Annotated in this window: 14 protein-coding genes and 1 pseudogene; 5 read left to right on the forward strand and 10 right to left on the reverse strand. The window is 67.8% G+C overall.

The features are described 5' to 3' along the window. Positions 1–72: 72 nt before the first annotated feature. From ABZ260_RS09125 to ABZ260_RS09135, 3 genes are all read right to left on the reverse strand, one after another. Positions 73–759 (reverse strand): hypothetical protein, encoded by a 687-nt coding sequence (locus tag ABZ260_RS09125; RefSeq protein WP_355614755.1) that lies wholly within the window; start codon positions 757–759, stop codon positions 73–75. A gap of 15 nt (positions 760–774) precedes the next feature. Beyond that, a complete protein-coding gene (locus ABZ260_RS09130) occupies positions 775–1,608 on the reverse strand; it encodes a hypothetical protein (RefSeq protein ID WP_355614758.1) in 834 nt (277 codons plus the stop codon). 331 nt (positions 1,609–1,939) lie between these two features. Next, entirely contained in the window at positions 1,940–2,713 is a 774-nt protein-coding gene (locus ABZ260_RS09135) for a hypothetical protein (RefSeq protein WP_355614761.1), read from the reverse strand. 287 nt (positions 2,714–3,000) lie between these two features. Here ABZ260_RS09135 and nadE point away from each other — a divergent pair, with 287 nt between their 5' ends. The 4 genes from nadE to ABZ260_RS09155 all read left to right on the forward strand — a co-directional run bounded on the left by nadE (position 3,001) and on the right by ABZ260_RS09155 (position 13,197). Continuing rightward, complete coding sequence (nadE, locus tag ABZ260_RS09140; RefSeq protein WP_355614764.1) at positions 3,001–3,843, forward strand: ammonia-dependent NAD(+) synthetase; 843 nt, start codon at positions 3,001–3,003, stop codon at positions 3,841–3,843. Next, the gene (locus tag ABZ260_RS09145; protein WP_355614767.1) at positions 3,840–4,751 is read left to right on the forward strand and encodes an endonuclease/exonuclease/phosphatase family protein; all 912 of its coding nucleotides are present in this window, start codon (positions 3,840–3,842) and stop codon (positions 4,749–4,751) included. The genes nadE and ABZ260_RS09145 overlap by 4 nt, the downstream gene beginning before the upstream one ends. Positions 4,752–4,970: 219 nt before the next feature. Next, complete coding sequence (locus ABZ260_RS09150; RefSeq protein ID WP_355614770.1) at positions 4,971–5,597, forward strand: transcriptional regulator; 627 nt, start codon at positions 4,971–4,973, stop codon at positions 5,595–5,597. 928 nt (positions 5,598–6,525) lie between these two features. Continuing rightward, the gene (locus ABZ260_RS09155; protein ID WP_355614773.1) at positions 6,526–13,197 is read left to right on the forward strand and encodes a LamG-like jellyroll fold domain-containing protein; all 6,672 of its coding nucleotides are present in this window, start codon (positions 6,526–6,528) and stop codon (positions 13,195–13,197) included. 550 nt (positions 13,198–13,747) lie between these two features. Here the strand turns inward: ABZ260_RS09155 and ABZ260_RS09160 are convergent. After that, positions 13,748–14,161, reverse strand: a complete 414-nt coding sequence (locus ABZ260_RS09160) for a DUF3592 domain-containing protein (protein ID WP_355614776.1) — start codon at positions 14,159–14,161, stop codon at positions 13,748–13,750. A gap of 217 nt (positions 14,162–14,378) precedes the next feature. Continuing rightward, entirely contained in the window at positions 14,379–15,341 is a 963-nt protein-coding gene (locus ABZ260_RS09165) for a YafY family protein (protein WP_355614779.1), read from the reverse strand. Positions 15,342–15,403: 62 nt separating this feature from the next. Between ABZ260_RS09165 and ABZ260_RS09170 the strand changes: the two genes are divergently transcribed. Continuing rightward, on the forward strand, positions 15,404–16,552 hold the full coding sequence (locus ABZ260_RS09170) for an epoxide hydrolase family protein (RefSeq protein WP_355614782.1): 1,149 nt from the start codon (positions 15,404–15,406) through the stop codon (positions 16,550–16,552). 86 nt (positions 16,553–16,638) lie between these two features. Here ABZ260_RS09170 and ABZ260_RS09175 read toward each other — a convergent pair whose 3' ends face one another. The 5 genes and pseudogenes from ABZ260_RS09175 to ABZ260_RS09195 form a co-directional block, all read right to left on the reverse strand. Next, the gene (locus ABZ260_RS09175) at positions 16,639–16,797 is read right to left on the reverse strand and encodes a hypothetical protein (RefSeq protein WP_355614785.1); all 159 of its coding nucleotides are present in this window, start codon (positions 16,795–16,797) and stop codon (positions 16,639–16,641) included. A 1,011-nt stretch (positions 16,798–17,808) separates the two neighbouring features. Next, entirely contained in the window at positions 17,809–19,245 is a 1,437-nt protein-coding gene (locus tag ABZ260_RS09180; protein ID WP_355614788.1) for a carboxyl transferase domain-containing protein, read from the reverse strand. A gap of 158 nt (positions 19,246–19,403) precedes the next feature. Continuing rightward, the gene (locus tag ABZ260_RS09185) at positions 19,404–20,120 is read right to left on the reverse strand and encodes a DUF742 domain-containing protein (protein WP_355614791.1); all 717 of its coding nucleotides are present in this window, start codon (positions 20,118–20,120) and stop codon (positions 19,404–19,406) included. 307 nt (positions 20,121–20,427) lie between these two features. Next, the gene (locus ABZ260_RS09190; RefSeq protein WP_355614794.1) at positions 20,428–23,193 is read right to left on the reverse strand and encodes a BREX system ATP-binding domain-containing protein; all 2,766 of its coding nucleotides are present in this window, start codon (positions 23,191–23,193) and stop codon (positions 20,428–20,430) included. Positions 23,194–23,343: 150 nt separating this feature from the next. After that, positions 23,344–23,550 (reverse strand): annotated as a pseudogene (locus ABZ260_RS09195) (phosphoenolpyruvate--protein phosphotransferase); the annotation flags it as partial.

The following is a 23,550-nucleotide window of genomic DNA, read 5'->3' on the forward strand; positions in this document are numbered from 1 at the left end:
GTCACAAGGGTTGGGCGCGGTCGCTTCGACCGGAGCCGTCATCGGGCGCCCCAAGAGCCCTCCTGGGCAGGCTCATCGCAGGAACTTCGTGCCAACCGCTCCGTCCAGGCGAGCCAGTATCAGGGGCAGCAACGAATTCAGTGCCGCACCGGATGCCTCGTCGGTGACGGCGGTCAGGCCCCAGCCGTTTGAGATCGTGTACACCACCTGCCCCTCACTGCTTCGGTACGCCGTCGAGTCCGGTTCATGGTTGTATTTGTATGCGAGCGAGGCGTCGCCCAAAGGTGAGATAGAATGCCGGGCGAACGTCCAAAGACCGTCGGATCCGTACTCTCCGTATCTTGAACCCTTTTCGGAGCAGAGCTCTTTCGGCTCGCGGAGCGCGTCCTGAGCCTTTTTGACGTCGGCTGGTGCGATACGACCAAATGCAATGGACACCAAACCTCTGTTCTCCATTGTGAACTCCGCCTCGATGTATGGCGGGGCAATGTCGACGGTACTTTCGTTCAGGTTCGGAAGACAGTCGTAGAGGTTTACGTGACCAAAACCATCCATCCACCTTTCGTCCGACGCCCCGGACAGTCCGGCGATGTCTCCCAGTCCGGGGAGCAGTTGGAGCAGTTCGGCTTTCGAGTGTATGTTGACGCCCGTGCCGTCCTTCATGATTTCCGGCGCCGCTGCGCGCAGCACGTACTGCGACAGAGCGAAGGAGGCCAGTCCTGAAATCGCAAGTATGGCCATGCGGAGGCCGGTGCTCACCCTCACATCCCCGCCTCACTTAATTTTGATACGATCCCAGCGGTTGGGACCCAGCGTGTAATCGTACTGGTGAACGTATTTTCCGGACAGTCCTGAAACGCGAAAAGGCTTGTCCGGGCGATGTATGGACCACGTTCTTCCTTGTGCCGCCAGGTCTATCTGGATATCCCACTCATACGTATGCGGTCCTGCGATGGTGGTTATCTCGAACACCTTGGATTCGCCCTTCTTGAGCAGTTCGCTCTGCGAGGCGAAGTAATATGCGCCGAGCTTGACGGTTGGCGAGAGTGAATCCAGCACTTCCCGTGCGATAGGATTCGGCGACTTCAGGTCGAAGCCCACCTTTAAGCTCTTTTCTGCTCCTTGGGGGCCGTATCGGAATAATGTTCCTGATATGACGGGGGTAACCTTCAGGACCCTGGCCCGTATGCCGACAATTCTGATGGCTTCCGTCCGAGATCCTTCGATGATCAGCTTCGCCCCCTGCAGGTTGGCCTTGACCAGACGCGCTTTGACGGCGGGGTCGTTGAAGAGCTCGCCGCCACTGGACAGCTGTCGTGCCGTCCTGAAGTCAATGGCGTCCGCGGTCACTTGAGACCAGTCGTTGATGCCGGTCTCATCCTCTTTGGCCACCGCATGGATATCAGGGAGAAGTCGCTCCGAGGATATCTCCACTATCTTGGGAATGGCTGCGCCGATCGCCACGGTCAGTACAGTGGCAAGAATGAAACGAGGGCCGGAAAGTAGTTTTTCACCCAGACTTTTCGGTGGCGGGTCGTCGGGCGGAGTGTCCTGGCGGATTTGTTGCATATTCGGGCGAGCAGCACTTTTCCTCTTTGATTTCGACATGTGCTGCTCTCGTCAGAGGGGCCTGTGGGTGGAGTCTCTCGCGTGTCCCTGCCACGACATCGCTGAAAGTATCGCCCGCATTACAGCCGGAAAGCTGTGGCCCTGTCCGGACGTCTGCCACTGATCATGAGCGACATGCTCGCGAGCACGCCGGCCATCAGCAGGGTGAAAAAGGTACGCATGGCCGCGAACCCTGCCGAGACCTCCTAGCAAAATGATCTCCATGCACGGCGATGACCCCTTTCCGGGCCGTACGTCGTCGGCCGACCGCACCGTGGCTGCGGACTCTCAAAGCTCGTCGCCGGGTGGCTCGGCATGACGGACGGCGGCGTCAGCCGCAGCGTCCGAACATCTGCACGTAGGTCGCGGCCGGGGTGATGGACCCGGCGGCCGGATCCGCGCTTCCCCAGACCGCTTTGGTGTACAGCTCGGTGTAAGCCGGGTTGAGGATGGTGTCGCGGTGTGGCTTGCTGTTCATCCACCAGGTGACAGCCGCCCGCGGCGTGACAGAAGAGGTTCCCCACCCCGCGTAGGTGTTCTCGCCGACGGAGAACGAGGCGCAGCGGCGACCGTAGCCCACCGCCTGGGCGCGGCTCAGCGGGGTCGAGCCGGTCTGCGGGTTGATGTGCGGGTCGCACTGGCCGGGGTTGCCCTGCACGGGGCGGCAGTTCTTACCCGGCTCCACCTTTCCCCACCAGCGCAGTCTGACGGCGTCCGCGGCGTGCCTGGCCGCGGCGTCGGCGAGTGTGGGGGCACCCTTCTTGCCCAGCGAGAGGTATCTCTGCAGCGGCTTCAGGCCGGTCCGTTCGGCGTTGACGAGACACAGAACCGCTGTCTCGATGGTGGTCGCCTGCGCCCTGAAGTCGAAACGTCCCCGGCTGGTGTCGGGGAACGCGGACTGGGGCCGGTAGACGACGTCGATGTTCGCGCAGGCTCCGGCGCCTTTCAACGGTGCGGACGCGGCGGCCGCCGGCTGTGCCAGTGAAACGGCGCCGGTCAGGCTCAGCAGGAGGGTGCCGGTCACGGCGACGGCGGCCTGCCGGCGGCGTGACACGGGGTTATCGGGTCGCGGCTGCTTGCGGGAGAGGTGTAGGAGGCTGCTCATGGGGGACTCCTCGGCGTCGGTGTCCCTCAGTGATAAGTCGGGAAGCTTACAAATGCCTTGCGATGCCCTTAAAGACCCTTCGGTCCATTTTGGTGGCGTTTCGGAGCCGCACTGTGGGTCGAAGCGGCCGGGGCGGGTCCGTTCGAGCCCGCCCTCTCCGTACCGGTGAGCGACACACTCGCGAGTACGCCGGCCATCAGCAGGGCGAAAGGGTACGCATGACGGCGAACCCTACAGCCGACATCGAACATCGCCGTCGGGGCGATTCCGGCCAGTACAGTACGTGGGTGGCGAACCTACGGGAGCAGATTCTCGCTGAACTCGGTGTCAAGGCGACCATTGTCCCCAAAGTCGAAATCCGGCAACGGGTCGACTTCCTCAAGAACTACCTGCGGTCGACCCCGGCCAAGGGCTACGTGCTCGGGATCAGTGGCGGCCAGGACAGCACGCTGACCGGCAGGTTGTGCCAGCTCGCCAGCGAGGAGCTGCGTGCCGAAGGGCATGCGGCCACCTTCGTCGCGGTGCGGCTGCCCTACGGCGTGCAGGCCGACGAGCACGACGCGCAGATCGCGCTGGAGTTCATCCGGCCCGACCGGTCGATCACGGTGAACGTCAAGCCGAGCGCGGACGCCGTCGCCGCCGAGGCGGCGCTCGGATTGTTGGAGCTGCTGGGCGATGAGCCCAGGCTGCGGGACTTCGTGCGCGGCAACATCAAGGCCCGCGAACGCATGGTGGTCCAGTACTCGATCGCCGGGCAGCTGGGCCTGCTCGTCGTGGGCACCGACCACGCGGCCGAGGCGGTGACCGGCTTCTTCACCAAGTACGGCGACGGCGGTGTCGACGTCACCCCGCTGACCGGACTGACCAAGCGCCAAGGCGCCGCCCTGCTGCAGGAGTTGGGCGCACCACCGAGCGTCTGGGAGAAGGTGCCGACCGCCGACCTTGAGGACGACCGGCCCGCGCTGCCCGACGAGGTGGCACTCGGCCTGAAGTACACCCAGATCGACGATTATCTGGAAGGTGCCGACGTCACGCCGGACCTGGCGGCGAAGGTGGAGTCGGTGTACCTCGCGACCCGGCACAAGCGGGCCGTTCCAGTCACCCCACTCGACGACTGGTGGCGGCGTTGATCCCACGGGAGCTGGTGGCGGCCGCCCTGGCGGTCGTGACGGTTCCTCTCCTCGGCGGACAGGCCCAGGCCCGGACGTTGTCCTCCGCCATCTCGGTGATGAGCTGGAACGTCTGCGCGGGCACCAACGCCGGTTGCTTCTTCTACGGCAGGAGCATGGGGGAGGTGGCCGCGAAGGTCGGCTGGTACGCGACCAGCCAGCCGATCAAGCCGGATGTGATCTTCCTGCAGGAGTTCTGCTCGGGTGGGACGGCCACGCTGGAGAGCCTGCTGGAGCAGCAGACCGGGCGCGCCTGGACGGTGCGCTCGTCGATCCTCACCTGGAAGGACGGCTCGCCGAAGGTCTGCGCCCCCGACCGGCAGGGACACCCGCGGGGCGATATCGCCGTCACCGTCGCGGTCGCCGACCACGCGGCCACCTTCCAGGACCACGGGCTGACCTCCCCGCCGTGGTACGTCAAGCGCATGGCGCTCTGCGCCGCGATCCCGGCCAGGAGGGTCAACGTCTGCGGCACCCACCTCAGCGCCGGCCTGTCCTACGACGACAGGGAGCCCGACGCGCCCTTCCGGAAGAGGCAGGTCGAGGAGTTGCTGGCGGCGGCGGCCAAGCCCGGCTACCGTGCCGTCTTCGGCGGGGACCTCAACCTGGCCCCGCCGGACAGCGGGCAGAGCACCGCCGTGAAGAGACGCATCCTGGCGCCCGTCTACGCGGCCTACGCCGAGTGCGACCAGAACGGCGACCGCGACGGACGGTGGACCGAGAAGCACGTCCGCGAGGACGGCGGCGTCTCGAAGCGCAAACTCGACTACCTCTTCGCCCCCAGGGGAAGCGTGACCAGGTGTCATGTGGCGCAGGGTGCCGCCTCCTCCGACCACAAGCCCATCTACGTCAAGGCCAAGCTCGGCTGACACCGGTGTCCCGAGGAGGACGAGACCATCTTGTGGGACGTGGCCACCGGAAACCCGGACCCACCGGGACCGTCGGCTGCCGATGACGACCTCTCCGCCGGTCCCGTCGATGGTGATGAGCGTGCCTTCCGGGAGAGTCCGTCCATCGGCTCGTACGCAGGAAGCGGCGACGTCGACCGTGAGGTCCGCGGCTCCCACGACGGCGGGTAGCATATCGACGTGCCGAGCCTGTCCCATTCGACCAGCGTTGACCTGTTGGTGCTCCACACGCTTCGCTGTATCGGGTCCGCCGGTCTCGCCCGCGTGTCCGAAGCGGCGGGGCTCCCCGAGCCCGATGTCGAATCCGAGCTGATCGATCTCGCGGTGGCCGGCCTTGTCACGCATGTTCCGGGTGACTTCGGTGGGTGGAGTCTTACCGAGGCCGGCCGTATCGAGGATGCCGAGCGGATCTCCGCCGAGCTGGACGCGGCGGGCACCCGAGCTACGGTGACCGAGGCGTACGACGGTTTTCTCGTGCTCAACCCGGAGCTGCTCGATCTCTGCACGGCCTGGCAGATGCGATCCGTCGACGGTGTCGCGATACTGAACGACCACACCGACCCCGCCTACGACTCCCGGGTCCTGGACCGACTCACGGACCTCAACCGGCGCGCCGATGCCGTCTGCGCACATCTGTACGCGGCGATGCTCCGGTTCCAGCGATATCAGGCCCGGCTCACCGACGCACTCACCCGCGCCAGGTCCGGTGAGCTGGACTACGTGACGGACAGCCTCGCGTCCTACCACGCCGTGTGGTTCCAGCTTCACGAAGATCTGCTCGTCACCCTGGGCATGCCGCGACACTGAACCGCCCTGGCCCGTCCAGAGGATTTCGTCTCGACGACGTGTCAGGCGCCGCGGGTCATCCACGGTGACCGAGCCTCCGCCCGGTTTCACGTTCCCAGTGTTCTCCCGCGGATCTTCCACGACGCCTCGTCGTCCTGGGCGAGCCGGGCTCCGGCAAGACGGTCCTCGCGATGCTGCTCCTCCGCGGCCTCCTGAAGGATCACGGATCTTCGCCGCGATCCAGGGCGCCCGCCGATGCCGGTCCACGGTGGCCTCGACGGTTATGCCGTGCGCAGGCGCCCTGCCCGTCGGCGGAACGGGTATCGGCGAGGCGCGGATTACGGCCGGTGGATGATCCCTTATTACGGACTAACCGGGCCTCCGTGAAATCACCAGAAAATCTGCATCAAAACGGTCATCTCTCCTGCATGGTATCGGCCGTGCCCCATGCGAAAAAAGGCCAGGCCACATTTCTAGCGACAGTTGAAATAGCAAGGACCACGAGTCAATGATGCGGAAATCGCAGCAGAACCGAAAATCGGCGCGGCGCACTCAAGCTGTCTGTTGTTATTTGCCACGCAATGTGATGTCTTAGTTGATGGTTCGTGTTGGGCTGGCGGTATCGGCGGGAAGTGCATCGCTGTCGCCCAAGATGCACATCGGTCCTACGGAAAGAGGGAGTCAAGCTGGGGGACGGCGCCTGTCTGCCCAGATGAATGGGCAGAAGCTCTACAGCGTCGCCGGGCATGAGTCGCACACGCCGGCTCACGGTACCGGCGTGTGATATTTGAGCCGTTGTTGCGCGCACGCCCTTGACGGGCGGGCAAATCAAATTCTTTCGCGTGCGCGTGTTCACGCATTCATTCAATCCGGCCGCACCATCTCTTGGTTTGTGGTGCGCGGATGGCTTCGCGCGTTCCTCGAGCGTTAATGGTGAGGAGTTCTCTTCATGCACGACAAAAACCTGGTGAAGGTCTACAAGGATCGTGAGTACACCTCCACGACAATGGTCCGCCACGACGGCATGGTCGTCGCCTTCGCGGTGGGGGCCGACCGTCGTATCTACTACAGCGTGCTGAGCCTGGACCAGGCCGACCGGGCGCGGGGAGCGCTGGATGCGGCCTACTGGAACAGCGACCCGGGACTGCTGCCCTTCCCCACCGAGATGGTCGAGGTGAGCACAGAGACGCCGCTGACGGCGGTCATGCCGACGGTGAAGAGGCGCGGCTCGGTGGAGGCGTCGTTCTCGGAGAAGCTGCTGCCGGGAGAGGATGATCCGTTCCTGTCGACGACGGCTCGGCTGACCTCTACCTTCCCCATCCAGGTGCTCTCCGACGGCCGGCACATCCTGGTATTTCGCCAGTCGGTCGCGGCCGGTGACTCGGGGTCGGTGTACAAGACGAGCGGGGGCCTGTGGTCGGGGGACTCGACGCGCAAGGACTACACCCTGGTCGGCGGGGCCAAGGTCGCCGCAGCCGACTCCGCGTTGCTGTGCGACCGGTTCGTGCTGGTCGGCGCCGAACTCAAACCGGTCGTAGAGGCGCGCTACCAGCGCAGCCGCAGCCGAATCGCCCCCGCTTCGGGCGGAGACACACTCGGCACCCGCGACATGGAGGGGCGGCTGTTTTACGAGCCGACCATGAAGCTGTCGTTCGCGGGCAAGCTCAGCGGCGGGATCTTCTCGGTGTTGTCGCTGCCGACCGCGATCTCGGGGTTCTCGCGCTGGCAGATTTTCACCGCCGACGACGCCGGCCTCCTGCACAGCTACAACCTGGAGCAAAGTCCCGAAGGGCTGTTCAACGTCGCCGGCACCCAGCTCTACACCAGTCCCGACCCCAAATTCGCCAGCTCAGTGCTGGAGCGGGCCCCGGGCATCGACTCCCACACCGGGAAACTGCTGGTGCCGGTGCGCCCATCGCAGAACCGGGGAGGCACCGCGCTGCGATTCGACAACACGGCCAGCGCCCCGGTCATCGCGGGGGAGACCTCCACGGCGGTGACCGCCGGGCCGTACACGATGGAGGCCTGGATCAAGCCCGCCACCGCCACCACCACCGGCCTCATCGTGGGCCGCACCGACACGACCGGCTTGGCCACCCCGGCCTATCTGAGCCTGAAGGCCGACGGCAAGCTGCTGTTCGGCCACGGCTCTCAGACTCTCACCTCCACCTCGGCGGTGCCGATGGGCGTCTACTCGCATGTGGCGGCGGTCTTCGACGGGTCGCAGATGCAACTGTTCCTGGACGGCGTGGCCGTGGGGACCCTCGCCACGGCCGCGAAAGTCGAGGTCACCGCCCAGCTCGTGGTCGGCAAACGGGTCGTTTCTGGCCCGGCGCAGGCCGATCCCTTTAACGGGCACATCGACGAGGTGCGAATCTGGACGCTTCCCCGCGGTGATTTCTCGGCGCGGGGGCAACGGCCGGCCGGCACGGAGGCCGGGCTGTATGCCTACTTTCCCTTCGACGAGGGCTCGGGCACCAAGGTGCACGACCGCGGTGTCAACAAGTTCGAGGGCACGTTCGAGGCCGGTCCGGTGTGGACGGATTCGGACGCACCGTTGTTCGACGGCCCGGGGATGAGCCGCCAGTCGTTCTCGATCACCGGGCGCAAGGTGGTCTGCGGTCTGACCGCGACCCTGTACTACCAGCAGCAACCAGCGGTGACGGGATACGGTCACACGTCGTCGCCGGAGAAGGGGCAGGCGCGGGTACTGCTGGCCTTCGCCACCTCGGGGCCGCCGCCGACGGGTGAGCCGACCGGCCGCTCCTACGTCGCGACCCTGGACTTCGCACTGTCGCGGGAGGGGAGGCTGGCCACAGCGCCGGGAGTGATCGATCTGACCTGGATCGGCGTGCCCGACCCCACCAAGGACAGCGACAAGCTGCGGGCCGCCCAGGAGGCCGTCACCACGGCCCGCGGTCAGCTCTACAACGACCAGGTGCTCGCTGCGCGGCTCGCGGGCACCAGGGCGCGGTTGGCCCAGATCGATCACGAGCTGTACGACGGAGGCGCCATCAGCTTGTACACGCTCAACCGGACCATCGTTGGCCCGGCCCGCGACTGGGGCGGCCACCGGGAGAGGGAGAGAAGACTCTTCGCCGAGGCGGCCGTCCTGAATCCGGAAGCTGATCGCCAGGTCGAGGCCCAGAAGCGACTCGGTGCGGACAAGGCGGCCTTGGAGACGGCTCTCAACGCGCAGGCCACGATGACCGGGGCGCTGCTCGGTGCGGCCGAGGCGGTCTTGGCGATGCCCAAGGTGTGCATCGACCGCTCGGGCCTGACCGTGCTGGGTGCCCTGTTGTCGGTCGCCTGGACGAGTCACGCCCCCGCGCTGCTGGACAGCTCCACCGGTGAGGTGGCGCTGTACTTCCGTGGCGGGGAGGGCCAGTTCTTCGCCGTCTACTACGCGACCACCATTTCCCCCGCTGTCAAGGAGATCGCCGTGACGGGCGGCACGTTGCGCCTGTCCGGCCGCGATGTGGCGATGAAACTGGCCGACTTCGACGTGAAGGTGACCGCGACCGGGACCGGCATGTGCAAGGTGGAGGTGAGCCGGGGTACGACGGTCGAGACGTTTCCCTCGGTACCCGACCGGGCCGACCTCCTGGCCGCGGTGCTGAACGGCTCGGCACGAGGATCGGACCTGGGGACGGTCTTGTCGGTCCAGGACAAGACCGTGACGCTGGCCGAGCCGCTGACGACCACGCTGACGGCGGGCTCGGTCATCACGGTGGGCGGGGACAGCCGCACCGTCGCAGGCGGGCAGTCGGGGTCGGCGCAGATCACCCTCACCACCGGCAACCTCACCGCCGGCACGGGCGCCAAGGTCCGCATCGCGGCCTACGATTACACGCTGGCCTCGTGCAACGTGGTCGGCATGTCGCCGGCTCACGGCTCGCTGCTCATCAGCGCCTACGCCGGGTCCCTCACCGCGTCGGTGCCCGCGGGAACCGCGTCCAATCTCAGCGAACCGCTGGGGCCCCGCTGGCACGGTGACGCGCCGGGACGGGCGTTCTCCTTCGACGCCGCCCAAAAGCACCGTCTGGAACTGACGAGTACGGCGAACATATCCGCCCTGGCCGCGGCCGGGAACCTGACGCTTGAGGCCTGGGCCAAGCCGACGTTCGTCGACGGCTTGGACACCATCCTGCACACCGATGTCGGCGACACCTGGTACGCGCTGGGTGTGGAGCACGGCACCCGGACCAACGGGGAGTCCGGCTACGTCATCAACGCGAACATCAACAATCAGGCCTTCCGCAGCTCCGAAGTGTTCCCCCTGGCCGAATGGGCGCATCTGGCGGTGTCGTTTGAACAGGACTGGGCGATCCAGATGGACGGCACCGGCCACCTGAACGCCGGCGGCGCGGGTGGCCTGGACCTCGTGGACGACCTGACCATCGAGGCGTTCGTCAAACTCGACTCCATCGGCGCCAAGCAGGGACTGGTCGGCAAGGGCACGTTCGGCGCCGGCAACCACACCGCCGTCCCCTACTGCCTGTATGTGGACACCGACGGTCGCCTCGCCTTCACCTTCGAACCCGGCTCCGGCTCGGATGCGGCGAAGGTCTACAAGTCGACGACGGCCCTGACGGCGGGCACTTTCAACAAGGTCGCCGTCACCCGCAAGAACCCGACGGGTACCACGACCGAGGTGGAGATCTGCTTCTTCATCAACGGCAAGAAGGTCGGCGACTCGCAGTGGTACGGCGGCGCCAAGCCCGTGGGCAACGACGCGCCGGCCGAGCTGGGCCGGATGATGGTGGGCAAGACGGCCTCCGGTCTGAAGGGCGCGCTGTCGGAGGTGCGGATCTGGACCGTCGTCAGGAACGGCGACCAGATCGGCGTGCCGATCACCGCCAAGGCCTCCGGCCTGACCGCGTGGTGGACCTTCCCTGAGAGCAAGGGCTCCCAGACCCAGGACCTGTGCGGCTCCTACCCGGCCACGCTGCACGCGGTGACCCGCGTCCGCACCCCCGACCCCGACGGGAACCGGTTCACCTTCTACCGCAACGGCAGCCCCGTCCCCTCGGGGAAGACGATCTCGACGACGTCGAGCGTGGTGCGGCCCACCTCCCCGCGCTCGGTGGTGGCCGACGGGTTCACCGGTGATCTGGACGAGATCCGGGCGTGGCGCACCGCCCGCACCCAGGAGCAGATCCTGGACAACATGTTCGGCCGCGTCCGCGGCGACCGCCAGGACCTGCTGGCCTACTACCCCTTCGATGCCGATGACACCGTGGCCGGGGTGGCGGTGAAGGACGCCGGCCTGAGCGGCCATCACCTGACCCAGTCGAGTCCGCCCCCCAAGATCGTGCTGTCCACCGCGCCGATCTCCACCGACACCGCCCAGGTCCGCTCCGCGCTGACCGGCATCCGCACCGCCTTCCACACCTTGATCGCAGCCACCCCGGCCGCCACCGAGTACGGCGACATCCAGCGCCTCACCGACGATTCGCTCATCGGGGTGCTGAAACGGGCCTACACCTACCTGCAGGCCGACAAATCGTGGGTGCTCAACACCGGGTACAAGGTCGGTGAGCTGACCACCACCTGGGTGGGCCAGGCCCAGTTCGACCCGCAACTGATCGGCTACATCGAAGGCGCCCCGCCGATCCCGTCGGAGAACCTCATCGCCGGCACCGCCGACGACTACAAGGGCGCCTCCTCGGTCGCCTTCGTCCAGGCCGACAACGTCGTCAACGCCCTGTCGTCGAACAAGAACAACAGCATCGACACGTCCGCGAAGGTGAAATTCGAGATAGCGACCGCCCAGAGCATCTGGACCGTCGCCGCCCCCCTGGGCGCCGGTACGGCGCAACCCCTGGCCGAAGCCACCTTGGATCTCGGGCTCAACGTCGAACTCAAGTACGCCAACACCTGGAGCAACGAGACCAAGGTGTCCCAAGGCACCAACACCACCCGTACCAGCAAGGTGGAGGTCACCGGCGGCTGGGAGGACCCCGACCCGACCAAGCAGGTCAACCCCACCGCCGGGCGACGCTGGGTGCCGGCCAACACCGGATTCGCCGTGGTGCAGTCCGAGACCGCCGACCTGTACGCGCTGCGCCTGGTCCACAGCGGCGCCCTGGTCGCCTACCGGATGCTGCCCAGCCCCGACATCCCCCGCGACTGGAACCTGATCCCCTTCCCGATCAACCCCCGCTACACCAAGCAGGGCACCCTGGACGGCGTCGTCGGCTACGCCAAGCACGAGACGGCCCCAGGACTGCGCGCCTTCCCCGACCCGCACTTCCCCAAGGCGGGCCAGGGGGAGCGCGGCGAGTTCAGCTACTACCGGCCGGTGGAGGCCTACCGGATTAAGAAGCGGATCCAGCGCGAACAGCAGCAACTGCAGGGTTTCTACGAATCGGTGTCCACCGAGACCCACGTCCCCGACCCCACCCACGGCCAGGCGGCCAAGGTACTGAACGGCATGATGGGCGGCACCGGCGCCGAAATCGCCCAGGGCGGCAACCCCGAGGCCGGACGCGCGGCCACCCGGGCCGCCTCACGCCGCAACATCGTCAACACCTACGTGTGGACAGCCGCCGGCGGCTTCTTCGCCGAGACCACCGGCACCACCGACCAGGTCACCGAGACCACGGCCGGCTCCTTCACCTTCACCGCCGCCATCGGCTGGAGCGAAGTCGGGGGCTTCGCGATCGGCAACGTCGGCGCCAAGTTCGGCTTCGAGTCCACCACGACCACCGGCTACAGCGTCACCCGCAGCAAATCCAAGGACGCCACCCGGACCTTCAGCCTGGACGTCACCTGCGCCCCCGGCAACCAGCTACAAAAACACAACGGCGACACCCCGGTGTTCGACGCCGACGGCAAACCGATCCTGGTGCCCGGCCGCGTCGACGCCTACCGCTTCATGACCCTCTACCTCGACACCACCACCGACAACTTCGAGGACTTCTACGGCAAGGTCATCGACCCCGAATGGCTGGACCGCGGCAAAGACCCCAACGCGCTGGCGCTCAAGCGCGCCCAGCAATCCGACCGCAAACCCCCCTGCTGGCGCATCATGCACCGCGTCACCTTCGTCAGCCGCGTCCTGGACACCGCCACCACCACCCCGTCCCTGGCCCAAGCCATGGGCGCCCTCGGCATCACCAGCGATTATGGGCTCATCCACCGCCTGCAGCCCTACCTGACCAGCGCCACCGGCGACTTCAACGCGTTGAGCAGGGCAGCCAAAACTGCTCTGGCCACACACTTCGCCAGCCTTGTCCCCTACGCCGAGACCATCGTGGGCCGCCTGGCCGCCTACTACAACCTCCCCTCCGACGCCCCCGCCCTCACGCCCGCCGCACCGGCGCCCGTGAGCACCCTGACCAGCACCACCAAGTCCGTCGCCAAGGGGACGAACTTCACCGTCCACTACTCCACCCCGGCCGGCACCGTCAGCGCCAAGAACTGGATCGGCCTGTATCCGGTCGACAAGAAGCCCTCGGAGGTGGAAGCCCTCGCCTGGGGATATGCCCCTGGGGCCGACGGCACCCTCGCCATTCCCACCACCGCCCTGCCCGGCCCGGGAACCTACGCGGCCTGGTACCTCCACAACGACGGCTACACCGCCCTGACGGGCGTACTCATGTTCACCGTGACATGACCCATCGTCAATGACGAGCCACCTGCGGCGTCGGGCGACCTCGCGTGGCGCCGCAGGATCGATTCGGCCCAGGCCGTCGCCGCGCGGGGGCTTCTCGTCCTCCTGGCCCCGCCCGCCGACGCCGGCCCTGGCGCCCGGCGGCGTGGCCCGGTTGACGCTCCGCACCCGGCGGGTCCGGCGGCGGTGGAGGGGCGATCCGCCCTCGGATCGATAACTCCGGTTTATCTACTAACTTGCTCCGCGGACCGCGGCGGGTTCAGCGCCAGTGAAGGTCTTACAGGGTCCCGCCCAAGTGGCGACGCTCCACGCCCGGCGGGCCCGGCGTAAGAGGGTCCTCGGCTATCAGTCGGTAATGTACGGGAATGTCCATTCCTGGGAGCTGAAAGCCCGCTACCGATCAGGGCTCTGACCAGCCCGTTGCCCCTTTGGGCCTTATCTTGTCTGCCCCCCTGCGTACGGCGAAGGCTCGGCTGGAAACCTCGTTTCTGGCCGGGCCTTCGGCTTACGAGCGGGGACGGGACCTGGCAGCCGCGCGAGTCCGCCCCCGTCCTCACAACCAGGAGCTGACCGCGGCGACCAGGGAGACCACCAGGATGACCGCCCCGACGGTCAGGAACAGCACGCTGTGGAGCACGCCCCTGCCGCCCACACTGTCCAGACGGGCGCGCTGGGGTCGCTCGGGGTCGTAGACCACCATGACCTGCTGGCCCGGACGGACCGGCGACGGGTTGGAGCCCAGATCCGACTCGGTCTCCACCACGGGGCCCTGCACCGTCTGGAACTGCAGCGTGGGGTAGTACACGCCGCTGTCGTTGCCGTTGCTGCTGGACCAGCGCAGTCCCACGACGACGCCCGGCACCCGCACCCCGTGCCGCCGCAGCCGCTGCCCGACAGTGAGCACACGGGCGCCGATCCCGGCGAACACCGCTCCGAACACGATTCCAAACAATGGCACGATGCTCATGTCCACCGCCTCCTTCTCATCTCGTTCAAGGGCCGCCGTGGCAATCCCGTTCGAGGGCCTGCACCGCGCCGAGCCGCTCCGGCTCAGGAGGACCGCGGATGAGGCTAGAGGCCGACACTGGAGAACGACTTGTAGATCATTGGGACGCCCCGGCCGCGAGTGACCGCTGTCGACGAGAACCGCCGACCGCGCACCCGAACGGGGCGTCGCGGTCCGTTCACCGGTCGTCCACGCGGCGGTGTGGTGGTGTCACGGCCGCGTTGGCGAGGCGGGTGGACAGTTTGCGGAGGTGCCGGGCGAGTTCCGGGGGTGACTCGACCTCGAAGTCGACGTCGAGCATGCCCACCGTGAACACGACGAGGTCGAACGAGTCCGAGGCGATTTCCAGTAGGCAGGTGTGGTCGTCGAGGGGGGTCACGATTCCGCTGACGCGTCCGGCGATGTCCGGTGCGGGGGCGTGCACCCGCAACCGGGCGCGGAGCGGCCACATCTCGAAGCCCATCGTTCTGCACAGGTAGGCCGCCACGTCACCGTCGGGTGGTTCACGGTGGGCGAACCGGGGACCGTTGGGCGTTCGCAGGGACATCCGGTCGACCCGGAAGGTGCGCCAGTCCTTCCGTTCGACGTCCCAGCCGACCAGGTACCACTTCCGCCCCCAGCAGACGAGGCGATGTGGCTCGACGTCGCGGCGGGACTCGGCCCCGTGGTGGCTGACGTAGTCGAAACGCAGCACCTCGGCGGCTCGGATCGCGGCCGAGATCGCGGTGAGCACCGCCGCCTGCACGGTGGGCCCGCCCTTGGACGGCATCGCGACCACCGCGCTTCTCAGCGCGGTGACCCGGTGCCGCAACCGGGACGGCAGCATCTGCTCGACCTTGGTCAGGGCGCGCAGCGAAGCCTCCTCGATCCCCGCCACACTGTGCAGCCCGACCGTGACCGCCACCGCCTCCTCGTCGTCCAGCAACAGCGGGGGCAGCGAAGCGCCGGCTCCAAGCCGGTAGCCGCCGACCGGGCCCATCGAGGCGTGGATCGAATACCCCAGCTCACGGAGCCTGTCGACGTCGCGCCGTACCGTCCTGGTGGTGACTCCCAGCCGCTCGGCGAGTTCCGTGCCGGACCAGTCGCGATGCGTCTGCAGCAACGACAGCAGCCGCAGCAGTCGGGCGGGTGTTTCCAACATTCGTCCACTATCGCTCCTGTGTAGGAACGGAGCTGTCCTATACAGGGCGGAGGGTGGGCGGCATGAGCACAGAAACCCCCTTCCGCATCGATATCCCGCAGGCAGAACTCGATGACCTGCGGGACCGGCTGACCCGTACCCGCTGGCCGGACGAACTGCCCGGCGTCGGCTGGTCCTACGGGGTGAACAAGGACCACCTCATCGAGCTGGTCGAGCACTGGCGCACCGGCTACGACTGGCGGGAGCACGAGGACCGCCTCAACAAGGTCCCGCAGTTCACCACGGAGATCGACGGGCAGAACATCCATTTCCTGCACGTACGCTCGCCCGAGCCGGACGCCACTCCGCTGATCATCACTCACGGGTGGCCGAGCACGGTGTACGACTTCCTGGACATCCTCGGGCCGCTGACCGACCCGCGGTCACACGGCGGGGACCCGGCGGACGCCTTCCACGTCGTGGTCCCGTCACTGCCGGGTTTCGCGTTCTCCGGGCCGACGCGGGAGACCGGCTGGGGGATCAACCGCACCGCGCGGGCCTGGGCCGAGCTGATGCGACGGCTGGGATACCACCGCTACGGCACCCAGGGCGGCGACTACGGCAGCATCATCTCCCCGGCGATCGGCCGGGCGGACCGGGAGCATGTCATCGGCGTCCATGTCAACGCGCTGGCCAACGCCGCGACACCGGTCGATCCCAGCGAGCTGGACGCGCTCTCCGCGGCGGACCGGGAGCAGGCCGGGCAGAACCAGGGGTGGTGGTACGGCCGCTCCGGCTACGCCACCCAGATGGCCAACCGGCCGCAGACCCTGGCGTACGCGCTCAACGACTCCCCGGCCGGTCAGCTCGCGTGGAACCTGGAATGGTTCGTGGACTGGGACCCCGCCCGGACCGAGCAGACCCCCGTCGACCGCGACGTCATCCTGACCGACGTCACGATCTTCTGGCTGACCGCGACCACGGGATCAGCGGCTCGGCTCTACCGTGAGGCCGGACCGGAGTCGTGGGGCCCACGTCCCGAGCCCGCACCGGTCCCGACGGGTGTGGCGAACTTCCCCGGCGACCGGGCGATCCGCGGGCTGGCGGAGTTGTCGAACACGATCACCCACTGGTCGCGGCACTCCCGAGGCGGCCACTTCGCCTCACTCCAGGCCCCGGACCTGCTGGTCTCGGACATCCGGCAGTTCTTCCGGACGGTACGACCGCGGTAGCCGGCCGTCCTGGCGCGGGCCCGGTGGGGTTCCAGGTGCGGCGCGCCCTCGCACCTCCGCGCCGATCGACACCATCCACACCGACGTCATGTGCGGGTCCGCGCCGTACTGCTGTCGAGGAGGGCGAAGCGCTGGGCGAAGGCGGACAGCTCATCGCGTTGCCGGTCCGCTTCGGTGGCGGTGGGGTTGACGACGAGGCGGGTCACGCCCTGCGCGGCGAACGCCTCGACCTGCTCGGAGGTCATGTCGATCGAGCCCCATCGGGTGTACTCCAGCGTTTCCGGGCCTCGGCGCCACGAACTCCCCGCACAGCGCCGGGATCAAGGTCTCGGCCGGCTGGTCTTCCACCCACAACCGCCGCGCGAAGGCCAGATATCCGGTGCCGGCCAGCCCGGAGGTGATCTGCGAGACGACGCCGTAGCGGAGATCGGCCTCAGCGGGCGAGCAGCGGGCGAGGACGGCCAGTAATCCGGCCTCCCGGGCGCGTGCGACAGCCGCCCTGAGCAGGGCGCTCCTTCCCGTACCTGTCTCTCCGAGCACGGTGACCATGCTCGACCGGCCGAACTGAAGCTCGGTCACCTGCCTGCCCAGCCGGCGTATCTGCCCCTCCCGCTCGGCCAGGAACTCCGGTGCGGCGTCCCTCCAGCGGGCGCCCGGCTCCGGGACGCTCACCGACCACCTGGGGGGCGGCCGCCATGTGCTCGACACCGGCTCGCCCGTGGTCGACGAGGCCGCTTCGGCCCTCCCGCCGGAGTCCGCCGTGACACAGGAACGGCCCGAAGGCCGCCGGTGATCAACGCCGCCACCAAGATTGGAGAGCTCGGCCACGACCGCATCGGCGCCACGGGCGGGCAGAAGGATCGCGCCCCTCGGCCCGACCGGCCCGGTCGTGGCCCCGGTTCCGACTCTGTGTCCAGTTCCGCTGGGCATTCGCACCTCAAATCGACGATGCATGCGCCTGAGCTCAAGCACCTCAATCGCCTATTGAGCAGACCCTAGTCATCTCCATGTTTGTTTGCAAGCGTTTGGCGTTGGTTTGCCTGTGATTACCTTTATTTACCTGTGATCCCCCTTCTGGCCGCTTCTGTCGCCGTGCCGGCGGATGCGGCATGAAGCTGATGATCCGTTGAACGGCCGCTTACCACCAGCTGCTCGGCTACCGTCCGATACTGCGACTTCACTCGGAAAGCGGGTGTGGGACCGGATCACCGAGACACGAAGAACTCCGTCATCACGAGAGGGTGCCGACGGCCTGCTCACAACGGGATGTTGGTGTGGCGGCCTCGGCGCGCCGGAGCGGCGGCCAGCGCCTCGCCGAGCCGCAGCCGGGTCCACGCCGGGTCGATCACCTCGTCGACGACGCCGATGCTCACCGCCCTGGCCACGCCCCCCGCGATCCTTTCGTGCTCCGCGGCCAGGCGGGACAGCAGTTCCTCGCGCTCGTCCTGTGCCGCGGCGGCGAGCTTCTTGCGGTGCAGGATCTCCACCGCCGCCTTCGCCCCCATGATCGCCACCTCGGCCTCCGGCCACGCGAGTACGGCGGTGGCGCCGAGAGACCGGGAGTTCATCGCGATGTAGGCGCCACCGTAGGACTTGCGCGTGACCAGCGTGATCCGCGGAACGCTGGCCTCGGCGAACGCGTGCAGCAGCTTCGCGCCTCGGCGGACCACGCCCTCCCACTCCTGCCCGACACCGGGCAGGTAACCGGGGACGTCGACCAGCACGAGCAGGGGCACGCCGAACGAGTCGCACATCCGGACGAACCTGGATGTCTTATCCGAAGACAGCGAGTCGAGGCAACCGCCCTTGCGCAGCGGGTTGTTCGCGATCACCCCTACCGTCCGTCCGGCGAGCCTGCCGAACCCGGTCACCATGTTCGGCGCCCACCTGGGCTGCAACTCGACGAATCCCGACTCCCCGTTCTCCTCGTCCAGAATCGCCTTGACCAGCGGGCGCACATCGTAAGCGCGCCGGGGCGAGTCGGGGAGCAGGTGGCGCAGCGGCCTTTCCTCGCGCACCGAATCCACGTCGACGAATCCCGGCTTCGCCAGCAGCGTGACGATCTGGCGGGCGCGGGCGAAGGCCGCCTCCTCGGATTCCGTGCAGATGTGGGCCACTCCGGACTTCCGGCCGTGCGCGTCCGGCCCGCCCAGGCTCTCCATGTCGATCTGCTCTCCGGTGACCGACCGGACGACGTCCGGGCCGGTGACGAAGACGCGGGCGGCATCAGACATGATCACGATGTCGGTCAGCGCCGGACCGTAGGCCGCGCCGCCCGCCGCAGGGCCGAGCACAACGGACAGTTGCGGGATCTCACCCGAGGCACGGACCATCGCGGCGAACATCTCCCCGATCTCGTGCATCGCCGACACGCCTTCATTGAGCTTCGCGCCACCGGAGTGCCACACGCCGATCACCGGACAGCGTTCGTGCATCGCGAGATCAATGGCATTGACGATCAGCGGGCACTCGTCGACCCCGATCGCGCCGCCCTTCAGCGTGGCGTCGGTGCAGTAGACCACCACCCTCGCACCGTTGACCCGCCCGTAAGCGACCACCACCCCCACGCCCACACGCCGGTGGATGATCTCAAGTGAGTCGGGATCCAGCAACCGTGACATCCGAACCGTCGGGTCACGGTGGTCAAGGCTCGGCTCGGCTCGGTCCACCACGGCCAATGTGGGAAATGTCATCACTCACCCCTGCGAATCGCCCGTTGTCCGAGCCGCAAGTGAACCAGGAGCGGTGTCGCGAAAACCCTAGTTCTGGCTGCCCGTCCCAGAACGGCCGACGCCCGCGCTCCCCTCCGCGCGTGCGCCGCGACACCCGATCGGCCCGGGAAGGCCTCGCGTCAGCGCAGCCGGCGCAGCCCTTCGTGCACACGCATGATCAACTCAACCGACGGCTGGCCGTCGACCTCTGCGGAAGGGTGCGCCCTGAGCAGGTTCCAGCCGATCGCGTCGCTGATCAGAACGAGGATCACCCCGATCGGCAACCTGAGGCGACCCGCGATCTCGATCACGGCCATGGGCTCCTGACACATGCCGAAGAGCCAGCGATATTCCTGGGGCAGCGCGGGATCCTCGGCTCTCCAGGCGCCCTCGGGCGTCACCGAGATCAGCGAGTCAATGCGCAGCAGCTCATCACCGCGGGTACGCCCCCCGGTGAGCACGTACGGCCGCGCTTTGACCGGCAGCGAGTCCTGCGGGTGCTGCACGAGATACGGCCCCGGCAGGCCCTGGCCCGTTACCGGCCCGGGGCCCGTATCCGGGGAGAACCCGGCGCCGTGGTGATCGCCACCGTCGAACCACGGCTCCGGTGGATCGTCGTGCGTTCCTTCCTGCGTGACGTCGACGGCGGTGGCGTCGACAGTGACGTCGACAGTGGCGTCGACGGTGGCGTCGACGGTGGCGTCGACATCCAGCGCGTCATCGTCCGCGCTGTCCTCGATGGGCTTGGGCAGGAACTGGTGCTCGGCCCAGGTCTTGTAGTCACCCCAGCCGCCGAAGGCGAGAGGATGGTACTTCGGTCCTTCGGCGTCTCGCCGTTGTCGCCTCTTGCGGGACATCGCGGGGATCTCACCTGCTCTCGAAAGATCATCCGATATCAGTTCGAGACCGATATCGAGATCGCGCGATGGTAGGAGGTGAGCATGTTTCCGAGCTCACCGCCATCCCCTACCCCCGCGGCTTTGTCGCGCGGTCGTTGCCACCGCGAAGGTCTGCTGATTGTCTCTGTCGATTCCTAGGCATTTGCGCAGTGTTCAGCGAATCTCGTGACGAGTAGGAACGCTTCGTGCACCGGCGGGCCGTGCGCGACGGCACTGCCGGTCGGCTCCTGATCGTGCGTCGATCGAGCCGGCCCGGCCCGTGATGTCACCCGGCCGTCGGCGTGATCCGGCCCGCTTTGCCAAGCGCGTCCAGCGCCCACCCCAGGTCCGTTCGGCCACTCACGTCCAGCTTGCGGAAGATACTGGTCAGATGGATCTCGACCGTGCGCACCGCGATGCGCAGGGTGTGGGCGATCTCTCGGTTGGTGGCGCCGGTCGCCGCGAGTTCCGCGACGCGCCGCTCTCCCATGGTCAGCACATCCTTGACCCCGTCGGCCCCCTGGTACATCCAGCCGCCCGCGGCGACAAGCCGGTCGCGCGCCTTCACCGCCGGCGCGCGAAACCCGCACCGCACCGACAGATACACGGCCCGGCGGAAATGCCCACGGGCACCCTCGCGATCGTCCATCCGCAGCAGCGCCTCGCCGAGCAGGCTTTCGGCCCGAACCAGATACCAGCGCGCCTGGGTGCTCGCCAGCGTCTCCACCGTCTCGGTGAGCATCTCCACCCCATCGCTCCCTTCGGTGATCGCCCCCCTCGCCAGCAGCGCGAATCCCCGAGCGGATGCGTTCCCCCAGGCCGCGGCGAGTCGCTCACCGTGCTCGACGAGCTCCTCCGCCTCGTTCCGGCGGCCCAGCTCGGCGAGCAGACAGGCCGCGTCCAGCCACCACGGCGCGAATATCGGATTCCTGATACCGGACTCGGCAAGCAGCGCGCCACAGGCGGTCAGTGACGACAGCGCGCCTTCGTGGTCACCTCGCGCCTCCGCCAGGTACGACCTCGTCATCAGCACCCGTGGATGGTCAAGGAGGGACTCCTCCAAGTCCGGCGAGGTCATCTGGCCGAGCACGAAAGCGGCCTGGTCGAGGTCGCCTCGCTGGGCGAGCACCGCCGCCAGGACCGTCCGTGGCTCCGTGACGCTTTTCGACCACGACCACTCGTCCGCCAGCTCGACGGCTCTTGTCGCGTCCACCAGGGCCCCGTCGAGGTCGCCCGCCTCGCTCAGGATCCACGACCGCGTGGACAAGGCCATCGCCCGGCCCCAGACGTCCCCGTGCTCCGCGCCGCGCGCGATCACCCGGTCCATGGCCTGAACCGCTTCCTCAACCTCGTCAGCGAGCGAGAGCACGTACGCGGCGGCGCCGAATGCCCAGCTACCGGGAGCTTCATCCGCACCGCTCAGTGCCTGGCGGGCCGGCACCAGGCAGGTTTGGGACGAGGCACCGGACATCGCGGAGATCATTGATCGCACGGCGAGCAGCTCGCGCTCGCTCACGGCGTGCGCCTCCGGTATCGGCATCGCCATCGCCCGCTCGGAGATCACCCTGGCGGTGGACCGGCGGCTCCATCCGATCAGCAGCAGCGCCGACTCGACCAGCGTCCGCAGCTCATGCTCGTCGGCGACCACGCCGTCGAGTTCCGCCAGGATGCCGTTCAATATCGAGATCGCCTCCGGCTCCTTGCCGAGGGGCGGCGCGACCTTGGCCAGCTGGACCGCGAGGCGCGCCCTCCCCCGCATGTCACCGGTCCCCTCGATCCCGCCACGGAGCATCGCGTACGCTCCCGACGGATCGTCATGTCCGATCAGCCGCGCGAAGTCGGCCTGCGCGTCGATGTCGGCGGGATCGGCCACGACCATACGGCCCAGGTAGCGCGCCGCCACCCCCAATGCCCCGTCCCGCTCGGCACGACGCGCCGCCTCACGAAGCACATCCCGCATCCAGGGCTCGGGAAGCCTGGGCAGCAGCACCAACTGCGCACTGATCTCCTCGGCCGGCCGGCCGCCGTCGTTGAGCAGCCGGGCGGCCAGCTCCCGCCACCGATCGAGCGTGGTGGCCGGCATGCCGCTCAGCACCATGGTGCGTACATGATCGTCGTTCAACTCCGCCAGGTCGGCGTCGATGATCTCCTCGTCGCGCAGGATGTCGATCACGGCGGCTACCAGCGGCTCCGAGGCCCCGGACAGCATGCCCACCAGTTCCGCGTCGGCCTGCCCCAGCACGGCGAGGGCCTCCACGACCTTGCGCACGTACTCGGGCTGCCGGTCGAGCGTCGCGAGCAACTGCCCGGCGAAGAGTTCGGCGCCGAGCTCACCGGCCCGGAGCGCGCCCCGGGCATCAGGCGACACCCCCTCCTCGCTCAGGCGTGCGAACAACCGCGCGAGAAGCGACGGATTGCCACGGCAAACGCTGTTGCACGCGCGGACGAACGGCTCCTCCGGTACGGCGTCCCACCACCACCGGGCCATCTCTCCCGCGTCCTCCTCGAACAGCGGCCCGAGGTCGATGGTGCGGTGCCCGCGCGCGGCGACACCGGGAATCGCCCGTCGCCAGTTCGGCGGGCCGGAACGGCGCTGGGCGAGCAGGACGAGCAGCGGAAGGTAGTACCCGCGGTTCATCAGGAAGTCCAGCCATACCAACGACTCCTCGTCGCACCACTGCGTGTCGTCGAGCATGACGACCACCGGTCCTGACGCGGTCGCCGCTATGACGCGCCGGAGCAACCGGTGTGACAGCGGCACGGTGGCGTACTCGTCATGGAGTGGCGCCCTGCCGAACAGGCTTTCCGCGGCATGCCAAGGCAGCCGGGCCCCGGCGGGCGAGCAGGAGCCGCGCAGAATCGTCGCTCCGGCGCACCGGGCGTACCGCTCCAGGGCGTCCAGCAGGGCGGTCTTGCCGGACCCCGCAGGCCCCCGCATCAGGATCATGCGTGCCGACCCTTGTGCGGCCTTGTCCAGCCCGGACACCAGCGTGCCCAACTCCGCTTCCCGGCCCACCAGCCTGGCCTCACCATGGAAGATTCGTCCCGACATGGTCACCTTCCCGCTTCACGAGTAGCCGCGCCCCGCATCGATCAGGCACGGGGAGCATGCTTCGATTCGGCCGGCCCGAAACCCGAATGCGAAAACCGGCTCCGCGCGACACTCACCCGAGTCGGTCCGGGAATCGAGCGCCGGACCCGCTCAGCAGGCCTCCCGCACCGCCCTTCGTGCTTTATCGGGGCCACAGGCCGCCAGGGCGAGTTGAGCGTTGTGCCGGCACCGGGCCGTGGAGTGGCGGGCGAGGGCGTTCCGTGCGGCGGGGACGCCACGGGCCGACACGATGCCGGCGGGCGAGAGATCCCCGACCGTCAGGATGAGGGGTAGCCCGGAGAAGGGACGCCCGGCATC

The sequence above is a fragment of the Streptosporangium sp. NPDC006013 genome, from assembly GCF_040614275.1.
GTDB lineage: Bacteria > Actinomycetota > Actinomycetes > Streptosporangiales > Streptosporangiaceae > Streptosporangium.